Annotated in this window: 10 protein-coding genes and 4 tRNA genes; 5 read left to right on the top strand and 9 right to left on the bottom strand. The window is 48.3% G+C overall.

Translation table 11 applies throughout. The features are described 5' to 3' along the window. Window positions 1-33: 33 nt before the first annotated feature. The 7 genes from cls to NX720_RS18280 form a co-directional block, all read right to left on the bottom strand. On the bottom strand, window positions 34-1,497 hold the full coding sequence (gene cls / locus NX720_RS18310; RefSeq protein WP_262596514.1) for a cardiolipin synthase: 1,464 nt from the start codon (window positions 1,495-1,497) through the stop codon (window positions 34-36). A 36-nt stretch (window positions 1,498-1,533) separates the two neighbouring features. Continuing rightward, window positions 1,534-2,313, bottom strand: a complete 780-nt coding sequence (locus tag NX720_RS18305; RefSeq protein ID WP_262596512.1) for a TSUP family transporter — start codon at window positions 2,311-2,313, stop codon at window positions 1,534-1,536. Window positions 2,314-2,561: 248 nt separating this feature from the next. After that, window positions 2,562-2,636: transfer RNA gene (locus NX720_RS18300), tRNA-Gln, on the bottom strand. 25 nt (window positions 2,637-2,661) lie between these two features. Then, window positions 2,662-2,738 (bottom strand) — tRNA-Met (locus NX720_RS18295). 124 nt (window positions 2,739-2,862) lie between these two features. Then, a tRNA-Gln gene (locus NX720_RS18290) sits at window positions 2,863-2,937 on the bottom strand. A 78-nt stretch (window positions 2,938-3,015) separates the two neighbouring features. Continuing rightward, a tRNA-Met gene (locus tag NX720_RS18285) sits at window positions 3,016-3,092 on the bottom strand. A 255-nt stretch (window positions 3,093-3,347) separates the two neighbouring features. Further along, window positions 3,348-4,520 carry an RNA-guided endonuclease InsQ/TnpB family protein gene (locus NX720_RS18280; RefSeq protein WP_262596510.1) on the bottom strand — a complete coding sequence of 391 codons (1,173 nt, stop codon included), beginning with the start codon at window positions 4,518-4,520 and terminating at the stop codon, window positions 3,348-3,350. A gap of 65 nt (window positions 4,521-4,585) precedes the next feature. Here NX720_RS18280 and tnpA point away from each other — a divergent pair, with 65 nt between their 5' ends. The 3 genes from tnpA (at window position 4,586) to NX720_RS18265 (ending at window position 8,788) form a co-directional block, all read left to right on the top strand. Beyond that, on the top strand, window positions 4,586-5,014 hold the full coding sequence (gene tnpA, locus NX720_RS18275) for an IS200/IS605 family transposase (RefSeq protein ID WP_262595354.1): 429 nt from the start codon (window positions 4,586-4,588) through the stop codon (window positions 5,012-5,014). Window positions 5,015-5,176: 162 nt separating this feature from the next. Next, window positions 5,177-8,341, top strand: coding sequence for a hypothetical protein (locus NX720_RS18270; protein ID WP_262596509.1), 3,165 nt, complete (start codon window positions 5,177-5,179; stop codon window positions 8,339-8,341). Window positions 8,342-8,485: 144 nt separating this feature from the next. Then, entirely contained in the window at window positions 8,486-8,788 is a 303-nt protein-coding gene (locus tag NX720_RS18265; protein ID WP_262566171.1) for an isoamylase early set domain-containing protein, read from the top strand. 64 nt (window positions 8,789-8,852) lie between these two features. Here NX720_RS18265 and ychF read toward each other — a convergent pair whose 3' ends face one another. Further along, a complete protein-coding gene (gene ychF, locus NX720_RS18260; RefSeq protein ID WP_262596508.1) occupies window positions 8,853-9,944 on the bottom strand; it encodes a redox-regulated ATPase YchF in 1,092 nt (363 codons plus the stop codon). 200 nt (window positions 9,945-10,144) lie between these two features. Here ychF and NX720_RS18255 point away from each other — a divergent pair, with 200 nt between their 5' ends. Both NX720_RS18255 and NX720_RS18250 read left to right on the top strand, forming a co-directional pair. Further along, window positions 10,145-11,263, top strand: coding sequence for an RING finger protein (locus NX720_RS18255; RefSeq protein ID WP_262596506.1), 1,119 nt, complete (start codon window positions 10,145-10,147; stop codon window positions 11,261-11,263). A gap of 834 nt (window positions 11,264-12,097) precedes the next feature. Then, window positions 12,098-13,099, top strand: a complete 1,002-nt coding sequence (locus tag NX720_RS18250; RefSeq protein WP_262596504.1) for a D-alanine--D-alanine ligase family protein — start codon at window positions 12,098-12,100, stop codon at window positions 13,097-13,099. A 76-nt stretch (window positions 13,100-13,175) separates the two neighbouring features. Here the strand turns inward: NX720_RS18250 and pth are convergent, their stop codons facing one another. Then, entirely contained in the window at window positions 13,176-13,775 is a 600-nt protein-coding gene (gene pth / locus NX720_RS18245; protein ID WP_262596502.1) for an aminoacyl-tRNA hydrolase, read from the bottom strand. Between the last annotated feature and the right edge of the window lie 20 nt (window positions 13,776-13,795).

Here is a 13,795-nt window from a genome sequence, read left to right as displayed (position 1 = left end):
GCGATATATTCCAGGCTTCCCCCTAAAACCATGTCATAGCAATGGACTAATCAGCTGCATGGTATTTTCCAGAAGCTTTCTCCGGAAAGGCCGGTTAACCCAGCTGGATGGCTCAACAGGTTCTGACAATGCAATGTAGCTTTCCAGCAGCAGCGCCATGGTCTGGCTGAAAGCCCGGTCGTAAATGATCAGGGTGACTTCGAAATTCAACCAGACACTGCGCATATCAAGGTTTACCGTACCAAACAGAATGGTAGAGCGATCCACCAGTACGCACTTGGTATGCAGAAGCCCCCCTTTAAACTGCTGAATGCTGACGCCCGCATTCAGCAGCTCTTCATAATAGGAACGACTGGCATAGTGAACCATACGGGAGTCGTTTTTTTCCGGCACCAGCAGCTGCACATCGACACCGCGCATAGCGGCAGAACGCAGAGCCGTTAACAGGGCTTCATCCGGTACAAAATAAGGTGTGGAAATCAGCAGTTCTTCTTTACTCTCATAAATCGCTGTCAGCAACACCTGATGAATGGATTCCCGTTTCCCGTCAGGCCCCGAGGGCATGATATGCACAGGCGCCCGGTTGTCGCTCAACTGATTGCGGGGCATCTCATAAGTTGACTGTAAAACAGAGAATGGCTCACCGGTTTCCAGGGTTCGGTCCCAATGCACGACAGTAGACATTACATGAGCCGCAACACCTTCCATGCGCACCATGGCATCGACCCAGCGTCCGACGTTGGCGTCGGTTTTAAAGTATTTCGGGTCCACCAGGTTAAAACTGCCGGTCCAGGCAATATCATCATCCACGGCCAGTATCTTGCGATGGTTGCGAATGTCGATGCGCTCCACCAGCATACGCAGCAAGCCCACCGGCAGTGACTCGGTCACACTGATCCCTTCCAGGCGAAAGCGCCTGCCCCAGTAGTGCCTCAAAAAACGACGACTGCCCACTCCATCCAGCACCACCACACAATCAACGCCCCGTCTGGCTGCCCTGACCAGGGCTTCTGCCAGCTCTCTGCCACGTCCGGTGGCGTCCCAGATATAAAACTCCAGGGCAATGCTTTTTTTCGCGCGTTCAATATCCTGAAGAATGCCATCAATAATGGCATCGGTTTCGTGAAAGAGTTGCAGATTGCTGCTGGGCATAACCGGAATACCCAGCGCCTGCTCGGAAAGGGTATAGATACCAGAGTGCTGTTGAGCGGCGTCTTGCCTGACCGACGTGCCAGAGATAACCGCAGTCAGGTGATCAGACCACTGCTCATAATCCGGATGCAGTTTTTCCAGCCGTTTGATACGTTTGGTGCCCAGGCGACGGGGGCCAAACAGCAGATAACAGACAAACCCGGCAACCGGTAAGGCAAACACCAGTACCAGCCACGCCAGGGATACCCCAACAGAGCGACGGTGCATAATGATGTTCAGTGCAAACGCCATAATCAGGGCAAGATAAACGCCCCCAAACAGGATGCTGTACCAGGAACTGTCCATTAACGGCCATAAAAATCATTGTTGTCAGGAAAACTGTCAGGAAAGCACCAGGTGACCATAGTTATTCCACAGCAGTTTTCCAGTCATTATCAGGGAGATTATCACAATCATTGGTCGAATGATCTTCTGACCACGACTCATGACAACTTTAGAACCCAGCCTGGCACCAATCAGCTGACCGGTAATCATTACCAGCCCCACTTTCCAGACCACCGCTCCGCCCAATATAAAAAACAGCAGCGAGGCGATATTGCTGGTGCAGTTTAACACTTTGGTATGGGCTGTCGCCCTGGTCAGGGAGAAACCCATCAGGCTGACAAAGGCAATGGCAAAGAACGAACCCGTTCCCGGACCAAAGAAACCGTCGTAAAAGCCAATGCCCAACCCGGCAGTCATGGCAAACAGATTCATGGTAAGACGCTGGTGACTGTCATTCTTGCCAACACTGGGGGAAAACAGGAAGTAACCGGCAATGCCGATCATCAGGAAGGGAATAAGTTGTTCCAGCACGCTGGCATCCATCATTTGTACCAGCGTTGTTCCCAACGCACTACCCAGGAAGGTTAAAGCAATAGCCAGTTTCAGGTCACTCAGTTTCACCATGCCTTTGCGAACAAAATAGTAGCTGGCAGAAAAGGCGCCACCACTGCTTTGCAATTTATTGGTAGCCAGTGCCTGAGCCGGAGTTAATCCCACCGCTAACAGGGCGGGTACGGTAATCAAGCCCCCCCCTCCGGCAATGGAATCGACAAACCCTGCCATCAATCCCACCAGAAACAACAACAGCGCCCAGTCCAGACTCAATACAAATTCCAAAGCCAGCCTCTTCGTATAATGGAACGTTGGTAATAATAACGCTGCATTGTACGTAGTTGCATCTATCTTGGTATGAGGAATTATGCGGTAACAAAATAATACGTTTTTTTAACCTTCTCAGCTTCTTGTTTAATGTATGACGGTTGTGTAAACGCATTCGTTCATGACTGTTTAATTAATACTCAGCACAACGAAAAAAGCCTGCTTAATCGCTTAAGCAGGCTTTTGAAATTCTTCATCAGAGAAGATGGCTGGGGTAGCAGGATTCGAACCTGCGCATGACGGGATCAAAACCCGTTGCCTTACCGCTTGGCGATACCCCAACAAATGTCACAAAGACGAGGATGATGGTAGCTAGGGGCAGATTCGAACTGCCGACCCCAGCATTATGAGTGCTGTGCTCTAACCAACTGAGCTACCTAGCCATCAAACCGGAGCGAATTATCTGGATTTCAAATCAATCTGTCAACCGTTATACCATTGAGCTTTAACGCAAAAGACAACCAGACCGGCGACTCAACCTCTGTTTCGCAGAGACCGACAGAAAGATGGCTGGGGTAGCAGGATTCGAACCTGCGCATGACGGGATCAAAACCCGTTGCCTTACCGCTTGGCGATACCCCAACTGATGTCGTTAAGACGCTTTCGAAGTTACCATCGTCTTAACCAATGTCAACCAGTGGTTGAAGTCATTGTTTGAAATGGTAGCTAGGGGCAGATTCGAACTGCCGACCCCAGCATTATGAGTGCTGTGCTCTAACCAACTGAGCTACCTAGCCCCGAAAGACGAAGCGCATTTTCAGGATTTATGCCTTGTCTGTCAACCACTTGGACTACATTTTCAGTAAATACCTACCCGCACTGCGTCATTGCACTAACCTTTTTCAAAACGATTTATAGGGTGTTATCTGCTTTGCTGACTTTCATACCGGGCTGGCACCGCTCGACCTCAGTACTCTGGAAGGAACCTCTGGCTCTTTATCCTGTCTCTGTTGTGACTGCTCCCCACCCTATCGGGTGAGGCTTCTGATTTCTTAGGCAGCAACCGACAGTCTGCCGGATTTACGCAAGCCTCCATCAGCAGAAACGGACAGTCCTTCCGCCTTTAATTTCAATATGCCTTGCTTCTTGATATTGCGAGCTGCATTAATATCCCGGTCATGGATAGCACCACAGCTACACTCCCATGATCGGATTCTCAATGGCATTTTTTCCTGTTTCAAATCGCAGACTGAGCAAGTTTTAGAGGATGCAAACCACTGGTCTATCTTCACCAGATGTTTACCTTCCTGCTTTGCCTTGTATTCGAGTTTGGTTATCAGTGAATGCCAGCCAGCATCAGCAATAGAACGAGCAAGACGCTTGTTCTTGAGCATGTTTTTAACTTTCAGTGTCTCCACAATCACCGCTTGGTTTTCGTCGATGAGTTGTTTTGATAGCTTATGCTGAAAATCATTACGGGCAAAGGCTACACGCTCATGCGCCTTTGCCACCAATAAACGGGCTTTGTGCCTACCTTTTGAGCCTTTCTTGCAGCGAGATAGAGCCTGTTGTTTTCTTTTCAGGTTACGTTGTGCTTTTTTCAGAAAGCGAGGGTTGCCAGTCTTATGGCCGGTACTGGTGATAGCCAGATCAGTAATCCCCATATCAACACCGACAACCTGATTAGCTTCAAGATTATCAATCTGTTTTGGTTGTTCCTGGGTATCATCAGCCAATATGGAGGCAAAATACTTGCCGGTTAGCGTTCTGCTCAGGGTGACAGACTTCACCTTACCCACTATTTCACGATGCACTTTAGCCCTTATGGGCTTGCACTTGGGGATTTTTATCCAGTTATCGCCCACAGAGACAGACGTACAATGGTAGCTACTTTGCTTGCCATGCTTTTTCTTGAAGCGAGGAAATCTTGCCTGCAATTTGGGATTGAAAAAGTTTTGAAAGGCCGTATCCAGATTGATAGTGGCCTGTTGCAGTGCAATAGAGTCAGCGTTTTTCAGCCATGAGTACTTTCGGCTTTTCTTGGCTTTTGCCAGCAAGGGCTTCAGGTGTTTTTTGGGAGAAAGGCTCTGCCCACGAACCTTGTAATAATGAACCTTAATAGCCAGGGCCTTGTTCCATACGAACCGCACAGCATCAAACTGACGGTCGAGAAATTCCGCCTGCTCTGATGTTGGATAGATTCGTACTTTGGTGGCTCTCAGCATGGAACGTTATTTCAGTGCTCATCAATATAAAGTTTATATTACAGGTATTTGAAAGAGGTTTTCAAGTGAGCGCACACAATAAAGATTTGCTTAAAGGGTATCTTCGCAAACGACATAGCGTTACCAAGCTGGTTGTTCATTTGGTGTTCACGACAAAGTACAGACGAAAGCTTTTTGATGGCTATATGATCAAGCAGTTACGGGAGTCGTTCGAGAGTGCATGTGAAAAACTGGAATGCCAGTTACTTGAAATGGATGGCGAAAAAGATCACGTACACCTGTTGGTGGCCTACCCACCAAAACTGGCTATCAGTGTCATGGTAAATAATCTCAAATCAACATCATCAAGACGGTTGCGAATGCTGAATACCCACCTTACTGCTCAGAGCAAAGCAGGCTTAATGTGGTCAAGGTCTTACTTTGCTTGCAGTGCTGGCGGTGCAACTATCGAGACTCTGAAGGACTACGTTAATAGCCAGAGTACACCAGATTGATGGCGGAAGGCTCTGCGCCTTCCCGTCTTATATCCCCGCCCGCATTGGGCGAGGGTTTACAACGATTTTGCTAAGGGAATAAAAGAGCTGGCATACTTTTATTCATTCCTGTGCCTGAACCGGATACCCGTTAACGGCAATCCTGTCACCCCTGAAAGCGTGATGGAGATGATAGAACGGAAAGGCACTGCTGTGATGAAGGCCCGTTTTCTTGAGTCACTGTTCTGGGGGGCGTTTCCACTGCGGTCAAAACCCATATCAGCAGACCAGGTAGTAACAGAGTATAAAAAATCACTGGACAGTGAAGCACAGGGGCGTTTTCTTGAGATGCTGTGCCTGAATGGAATTCCATTGAAAAACGGCCCTGTGACAGGCGACTCGGTGGAACAGTTCTATCAGCAAAGCCCTCAGTCCCAAATCATATTTCACGCTAAGTTATGCCTCGCAAAAATGCCGTTGAACGGACAACTTGTAACGCCCGAAATGGTCATCAAAGAGCTGGGAGAGCTTACCAGTACACGGGAAATTAAAGCCCGATTCCTAAAGGACTTATGCCTGGAGGAAATCAAACTGAATGGTGAATTGGTCTCTCCCAATTCCGTGATAACCGCCTATGAAGACGCAAAAGGAGAAAAAGAACTGAACTGGTTTATGGGTGAGCTCTGCCAGAAAGAAAGACTGCCGGATCATGATCAGGTAAAACCAGAAACCATCGTTGAAAAACTTAAGCAACCAGGCAACTCGTTAGAGTTAGCCAGATTTTACAGAAAAATGTATGAAACGGGCATTCAACTGCATGGTGAGTTTATCCAACCAGAAACCGTATACGAAGCGTATCAGGCTGTTCCTGACTATATCGACAGCAAACAGCTGGAACTCGCAAATTTTAAGGAGTTTTTATTCTTCGAAAGGACTTGTCTGTATCATGACCCCGTTACAGCAGAGCACGTAGAGGCAGCCTTTGGTAAAGCGGAAACAGAGACGTTCAGACAGGCAAGGGCTCACTTTCTGAGGCGCTTATGCCTGCATGACATCATGTTAAATGGCCAGTGCCCAACCCCGGAAACAGTGAGGGATCTTTTTCCAGCAACGATGTCCGGAAGAATAGACCTGGCCCGCTTCCTTCAGGAGCTTTTTCTCAAAGGCACGAAGTTAGATAAAAAGCCGATTACCCCGGAAGACGTAGTGAGCGCATTCCCGGAAACAAACGAAGGCAGGCTTGGGGTAGCACGCTTTCTTCAGGAGTTATGCCTTAACAACATCAAAATGAACGGAAGGTTTGTTAAGCCAGAGACCGTCATGAAAAAATTACAGGAGACTGGTTGTGAGCTGGAACAGGCTCGTTTCCTGCAAGCACTTTTACTGAAGGGCATAAAACTGAATCATAAAGCGGTCTCTCCCGAGAAAGTGGTGAGTCTCTTCCCGGATACCGGGGAAGGGCGCCTGGGGCTTAGCTGCTTTCTTCAGCAGCTCTGCCTGAAAAAGATAAACCTGAACGGTAAAGCGGTATCCCCTGAAGAGATAATACAGCAGTTGGAACAACGAAATGCGTTTCTGCAACACGGATTGCTCTTACAAAAACTCTGCCTGCAAAAACGCCCGATAAACGGCATGCTGGTAAAACCGGAGGCTGTGGTTGAAAAGCTGGAACAGGCAGGAGCCACTCTGGAGCAAGGGTGCTTTCTTGAAGAACTCTGCTTCAGGGGGATACCTCTTAACGTACAACCTGTAAAACCTGAAACAGTTATAGATTATTACCAGAAAAATCGCTGTCATTTGGAAAAAACCAAATTCATTGGGCACCTGGCAGTATCCGGCAAAGCCACTGACATAAGAATTTCTGACGACTCGGTGCTAAAAGGGTTTTATGAGCTGCCGGTTTCGACAGAAGCACACCAGATTGACTACCTGTTGAAACGGGTCCAGACCTGCCCCTCCGGCAATGAAGAGAAAAGGCTTCAGCTATACCAGGAAGCACTGCGCCTCATAGACGACAATAATTATACTTTTGACAAAGGTTACTACTCTGTTTTAATCAAAACCTGCGCTTTGCTATACGGGCTCCCGGCTTACCCGGCCGGAAGTGAACTAACACCCGATACTATCGCCAGAGACATAAGGCAGATGTCCGTATCGGAGCAGACCATCCAGTTAAGGTTCTTTTTCCTGGCAGAGTGTTATTTTCAACAATGGCTCCTTGACGAAACTCAGGTATCCCGGGCGCAGGTAAAGGCTTCCTTGCGGGATCTCCCTGCATCTAAAGTCAAAACAGCCCTTTTGTACTGGTTTGATGAACAATGTCAGCAACCTGGAAAAAAGAAACCTCCTGCACCTGAAGACAACCCGGTCAAAACTCAACGAAGTGATAAACACCGGAAAAGAGAACAGCAAAAAGCCGCTCAGCCAGCTTCTGCCAGGAAGTCACCAGCACCACAGGTAACGCAGCCGACCGTTCAGGCGGCTGGCACACTCCCCCTGAGCATGATGGCACCTGAAAGCCGTCACAGTACGTCATCCAGAGTTCTGAGCCTGATCAATGAGATTAACAACCTTTATCCCAGCCCGGTGATAGTCACTACAAGGTGTCTTTCCAACTACGCGCAAGGAAATGACGACCAGATCAACCTGATTGGTACAGATGAAGGTATCGAGAAACTGGCAGAGAAAATACACAATGAGTTTAACAGCCAGAATGACGATGAGCCTGAAATACCTTCACAGTGCCTGTTCTGGAGTACACCGGGCAGCAGAGAGCTGCATTTACCACGAAAAGTCTCCATGACTTTTACAACAGCCCGGATCAGTACAGAACTGGTGGTCAAAGCGGAGACCTATCCGGTCTTGCCGGTAGTGACAGAAGATGCCGGAACCGGGCTACAGGGACAGTCTCAGCCAATAGCTTCAATTCCTTTCTGTTCTTTAGAAGATGAAGCGGTACTGCTAGCTGAGCGAATCAATCATCTTAATGAACACCTGCTAACCCCGGAGTTCTTAAATACGAAGTTGTACGTGCCGCAGTCCGTGATCTTTTACGATGATAGCAGTAGTGTATTTGCAATACTCATGCATACAATGATGAGCTTGAATAAAGCTGAAGAGCTCCTCCTGGAGCAAGAGCCCCCTCTGAATGCAAGGTATAAACAGATACTCAAATCGAGTATGGAACCACTTAAAAGCAAAATAAAACAACACCCCGAAGCAAAGAGTTTTATTAAAGCGATGGAATCCTGGCTGACAAACACAACACCTAATAACAACTATGAACAAGAGCGATACGCATTTGTTCAAAAAATAAAAGACCGGGCATTATCACTACTACGCACTTAGAGCTACGCCAACAAAAAAATTACTTTGACATAAAACCTGAATATTCAAGTATCATACTGGGGTTTCCTGTTTATCCGCATTTCGGGGGAAGTGCGGGCAGCAAACAGGTAACACTTGTCTGACTTGCTCGATAGGGGATTTTTAATGCTAAAGAAGAAATTTTTTAAAACGAAAAAAGAAGCAGAAGTTACTTTTGAGTTTTCCAGAGACGACATTAAATCCGTAGCACTCGCCGGAGAGTTCAATGAGTGGAGCCCGCTAACAATGAAGTACGTTAAAAAGGACAAGGTTTTTCGTACAAGAGTCCGTCTGCCAAAAGATTCCTCATTCCGTTTCAAATACCTGCTGGATAATGAAACCTGGGAAAATGATTATCAGGCCGACGCTTATGTACCTAACCAGTTCGGTACCGAAGACAGCGTGGTTGATACCAAAAAAAGCGTTTGATAGCGCGTTGACGGCAAAAGAGTCAGCACCGCTGACTCTTTTTATTTAAAGGAAAGGAGAGGCGTTAAACGTTAAAACGGAAATGCATCACATCGCCATCCTTAACGATGTATTCCTTACCTTCCAGACGCAGGCGACCCGCTTCCTTCGCACCCTGCTCTCCATTGTACTCAATGAAATCATCGTAAGAAGTCACCTCGGCACGGATAAAGCCACGCTCAAAGTCGGTGTGGATAACACCGGCAGCCTGAGGTGCTGTAGCGCCCACCTTAACCGTCCAGGCACGCACTTCTTTTACACCAGCCGTGAAGTAAGTTTGCAGGTTCAGCAGCTGATAACCCGCACGAATCACGCGATCCAGCCCCGGCTCTTCCATGCCCAGGTCCTGCAGGAACTCATCGCGCTCATCGTCTTCCAGCTCGGAGATTTCCGCTTCCAGCTTATTGCATACTGGCACCACCACCGCACCTTCCTGCTCAGCAATCTCGCGCACTTTATCCAGGTAAGGGTTATCTTCAAAACCGTCTTCATCCACGTTCGCAATGTACATGGTCGGTTTAGTGGTCAGCAGGTGGAACATGTGCGCCAGTACCTGCTCATTGTCGTCCAGCTTCAGGGAACGAACCGGGTTACCCTCTTCCAGATGTGGAATCAGTTTTTCCAGCAGTGCTTTCTGGGCTACGGCTTCCTTATCACCGCTCTTGGCAACGCGGACAACACGCTGGTGCTGTTTCTCACAGCTTTCCAGGTCAGCCATGGCCAGCTCAATATTGATGATGCCGATGTCCGCTTCCGGATCGACCTTGTTGGCAACGTGAATAACATTGTCGTTTTCAAAGCAGCGCACAACATGGGCAATCGCATCGGTTTCACGGATGTTTGCCAAAAACTTGTTACCCAGACCTTCGCCTTTGGAAGCGCCTTCTACCAGACCGGCAATATCGACAAACTCCATGGTGGTCGGTAGCACACGCTCAGGGTTTACAATCGCTGCCAGCTTGTCCAGACGAGGGTCAGGCATTGCCACTACACCGGCGTTTGGCTCAATGGTACAGAACGGGAAGTTTTCGGCGTCAATGCCAGCCTTCGTCAGTGCATTGAACAGAGTGGACTTACCGACGTTGGGCAGACCAACGATGCCGCATCTAAAACCCATATAAAGTTACCAGCCTTTATCTATAAACAAAATGAATGGGGGCGGATTATAAGGACTGCCGGACAATAATTCACCTGATTTAATGCTATCGGTTATGGAGACTAAAACACCTGCCGCCTTTCCTGAATCCAATTGAACTTTTTTACATGGCTCATGTCAGATGTTCCAGAAAGTCATTATGGATAATTCACAGGTGAACCATGGAAGCAACAGGGTATCAGCCACTGCAACCGCAATTAAGTGTGGACATGGATATCGATCCGGATCCAAATACCAGAGCGACATTCAATGGACATACTCTTCAAACTGTCAGAGGACAATGCAGCCGGGTCATAAACGACATCCAACAGGACAATTGCAGCATCTGTTTCGGCAAATTTGAAATATCCTCAGTCCGCCCCACTACTGTCCTTAACTGCTATCACGCCTTCCATACACAGTGTATTGCTGAAGAATTAAAAAGACAGAATAAATGTCCCCTGTGCAGAACCCGGGTCGACAAGGCTTCTCCCGGAATAACCTCTGATAACCTTGACTCTCTGAAAGCCATGCTGCCTGTTGAATGCGCCACTGCTGGCTGCCTGGTCACAAACGAAGACCAGGCCACCACATACCAGTGCCCTTACCCGATGAGTACATTCAAAAAGGCTTCAGGGCATTTTATGGAACATAACGAATCTGCCATCCGGAGCTGGCTTGGTAAAGTGTTAGAACAAAGCGGTTATAGCGGCAGAATGAAGTATGTTGAAAACTACTCAGAACCGGGAGACTGTTTCAACAAACCTGCTATTCTGGTCAGTGTTCAACTTGGCTCGGACAATAATCATCAGGCGTTATTCTACTCATCAGACGATATCAATAACGGTCCGACCCCTGAGGCGTGTTTTGATCATTTTCTGGCCGACGTCAGAACAGACCTGATGATGCTGAGTTTAAAAAAGCGTCACCCCTCCCTCTTCGAGAAAGCTTCTGAACTTCATATCACCGGCTGGAGTTATCCTAAAAACGAGATTTATACCAACAAGCCTGTTGCCCCCCTTTCACTGACAAACACGCTTGATGTTGAGGGCAAAATGGTGAAATGGGACGGACTGAAATCAGAGTTGCAAAGGGTCGGGCTGGAACCCAACAAGCTTTATCACGGGAAGCCAGCCCCCAAACAGACCGGCGGCGTTGGCTTTAGCAATCCTCCCGTATATTTTGTCACTGACCATGAGGGCAATCATACCTCTATGCCTTATGAGCAACTTCAGCAACTGCAGGCAGCAGCCCGGGCACCTCTGCCCACAGGACAGGAGATACTTTCCAGAATTATTTGAAGGCAGCGGAGGCACACTATTTAGCCTGCAGGCAGTGTTACCTATAATTACCAGAGATCAATAATACGTCTTCCCTTAGATTTGTAATAGAACTCCCTGACAGGATCAACATCCTCATCTTCGTCAAATCTAACCATTTTATGCGGAGGCAGCAAATGTTTAACAGGAGGAAGGAAATTTCTTTCATGAAGATCATCGACTGGTACGTAATGGCCACTACAATTATCCTAGGCAAACAAGCTGTCATTTTCAAGGACTAACTGTCCCGCATACAAAACCGGACTGTTGCGAGTAATCGATGTGTGGCCCATCACAGAAAAACGGGGATAATGCATTGAGTCAATCTCATCTCTGGTATTCTCGAAAACTTGCTGAATGCACAATACTTGAGTGGGGCGTGACGGGAGAACCACAAAAGTAAACACCTTGGGAAGAGTTACATGGAGTATTTGGTTATCAGACAATCTTCGTAAATAATAGGTTTCTCCAGTTCGGCATAATTCGCTTAGAAGCCGTTTAGCTGCAACGTCAAACAATTTCGGACAAACACTTTCTATCGTAACAAGCCGAGAGCGAAAGTCCAAAACCTGTTCAAGTGTTAACATTTTAAGCACCTCCCGCAGAGACACTGACCATCAGTCTTTATAACAGATTATGCTGCAAACGGCTTGACGGTGAGTTTCCAGAAAGCATTTGTTAATTAGGACGACCTTTAGGCTCATTTCATATTGGAAGAGACTTCAACCAGACAGGTAGCAAAGGTTGTACTAATCTTTTGCTGCACTATTCTATTTCCAGTTTGCTCTTAACAAAGAAACAGCGACGAGATTCTCAATGCCTGACAAGTATAAAACTGTGGCGGTGATCAGCGGCGGCCCTTCTCCGGAAGCTGAAGTTTCACGCATTGCTGCCAACCGGCTGATGCCATCACTGACCAGACTCTACGGTAAGGCTGTACAGCTTGAACTGGATAGACAGCTGCCTGAACAACTGCTGCGCCATGAGGTCGATGTTGTATTCCCCGCCACTTATGGGCCACTGGGTGAAGATGGCTGCCTTCAGGGTTTACTGGAAGTGATGGACATTCCCTACATCGGTTCCCGCCCACAGGCCAGCGCCAACGCCCTGAACAAAGTCACCACCAAACGCATTCTCAGCCATCTGGGTATGCCTCTGGCAAAAGATCGGGTGATTTACGCCGCAGATGACCTTGAAAAGAACGTCAACGACTGCCTTGAACAACTGGGCGAAAAACTCATCATCAAACCTTTCTCTCAGGGTTCCGGGATCGGCATTCAGTTCGCCGAAGGTTACGACCAACTGAAAACCTGCCTGCAGGAAAGCTTCAGCAAAGACCATGAACTGCTGATTGAAGAGTTTATAGTGGGCCGGGAAATCACTGCTGGCGTACTTGAGCTGGACACCACACAGGTTCTGCCCGTCATCGAAATCACCACCTGCGACGGGGCCTGGTACAGCTACGAATACCGTTACAACCCCGGCATGAGCGACCATATTATTCCTGCCCCTATCCCGCCAGAACAGTACAAACGTGTGCAGGAGCTGACTCTGCTGGCTCACACCGGTCTTGGCTGCCGAGATATCAGCCGTTCCGATTTTATTGTGCCGGAGTCCGGCGAGCCCGTTTTGGCGGAACTGAACAACCTGCCCGGCATGACGCCCACCAGCCTGTTTCCGGACAGCGCCCGACATGCGGGCATTGAGTTTGAGGATTTAGTCTGCCGCCTGGTTGACCAGGCTCTAAAACGGCATAAACAAAAAAACATTTCAGGCCATTGGGAACTGCCGGAGCTTGAACTCTCAAAAAAACAGTAATTATTTTACTGACTGAATCCCTCAGCCAGCACCCAACAACTGGCTTCGGGATGCGGCCAGCGGCCCATTCTAACCTTCAGCCTTTAAAGGTGTGCAGCTCCTGAACCGCCTTCTGGCGTGCGCCGTTAACAACTTCAGCCGTTACCCGTACCGCTTCATCAATCACCGCATCAATCCTCTGCCGATCAGCCACCGGCGGCTTGTTCAGCACGTAGTTCACCACTTCCTTACTGTTTCCCGGATGACCAATTCCAAGCCGTAAACGAAGGAAATCCTTATTATTCCCCAGGGAAGAAATAATATCGCGCAGGCCGTTATGGCCCCCATGACCTCCGCCCTGTTTCAGACGTCCGACGCCAGGAGGAAGATCCAGCTCATCGTGGGCCACCAGAATAGACTGAGGTGGAATTTTATAGAAAGTCGCCAGCGCGCTCACCGCCTGACCGCTGCGATTCATAAACGTTGTCGGGCTCAACAGACGAACATCCTGACCCTTGATGGTAATGCGTGCAGCATGGCCAAAAAACTTTTTTTCTGGTTGCAGGACAGCACCGCAGGCACGAGCTAGCTCTTCCACAAACCAGAAACCAGCGTTATGGCGGGTATCATCGTACTGAGCGCCCGGGTTTCCCAAGCCCACAATCAGTTGGATGGCGTTCTCTGATGGTTTAGCCATAATCGAAACACACTCCTGAT

Origin of the sequence: Endozoicomonas euniceicola (genome assembly GCF_025562755.1) — a bacterium.
Classification (GTDB): domain Bacteria; phylum Pseudomonadota; class Gammaproteobacteria; order Pseudomonadales; family Endozoicomonadaceae; genus Endozoicomonas_A; species Endozoicomonas_A euniceicola.
Note: the sequence above shows the minus strand (reverse complement) of the source record. Positions and strands in the feature narration are given on the sequence as shown.

Excerpts from the sequence above, each read along its gene's own strand:
- cls (WP_262596514.1), bottom strand. The coding sequence starts at position 1,497 with ATGGACAGTTCCTGGTACAGCATCCTGTTTGGGGGCGTTTATCTTGCC.
- NX720_RS18280 (WP_262596510.1), bottom strand. The coding sequence starts at position 4,520 with ATGCTGAGAGCCACCAAAGTACGAATCTATCCAACATCAGAGCAGGCG.
- NX720_RS18270 (WP_262596509.1), top strand. The coding sequence starts at position 5,177 with ATGGAGATGATAGAACGGAAAGGCACTGCTGTGATGAAGGCCCGTTTT.
- NX720_RS18265 (WP_262566171.1), top strand. The coding sequence starts at position 8,486 with ATGCTAAAGAAGAAATTTTTTAAAACGAAAAAAGAAGCAGAAGTTACT.
- ychF (WP_262596508.1), bottom strand. The coding sequence starts at position 9,944 with ATGGGTTTTAGATGCGGCATCGTTGGTCTGCCCAACGTCGGTAAGTCC.
- NX720_RS18255 (WP_262596506.1), top strand. The coding sequence starts at position 10,145 with ATGGAAGCAACAGGGTATCAGCCACTGCAACCGCAATTAAGTGTGGAC.
- NX720_RS18250 (WP_262596504.1), top strand. The coding sequence starts at position 12,098 with ATGCCTGACAAGTATAAAACTGTGGCGGTGATCAGCGGCGGCCCTTCT.
- pth (WP_262596502.1), bottom strand. The coding sequence starts at position 13,775 with ATGGCTAAACCATCAGAGAACGCCATCCAACTGATTGTGGGCTTGGGA.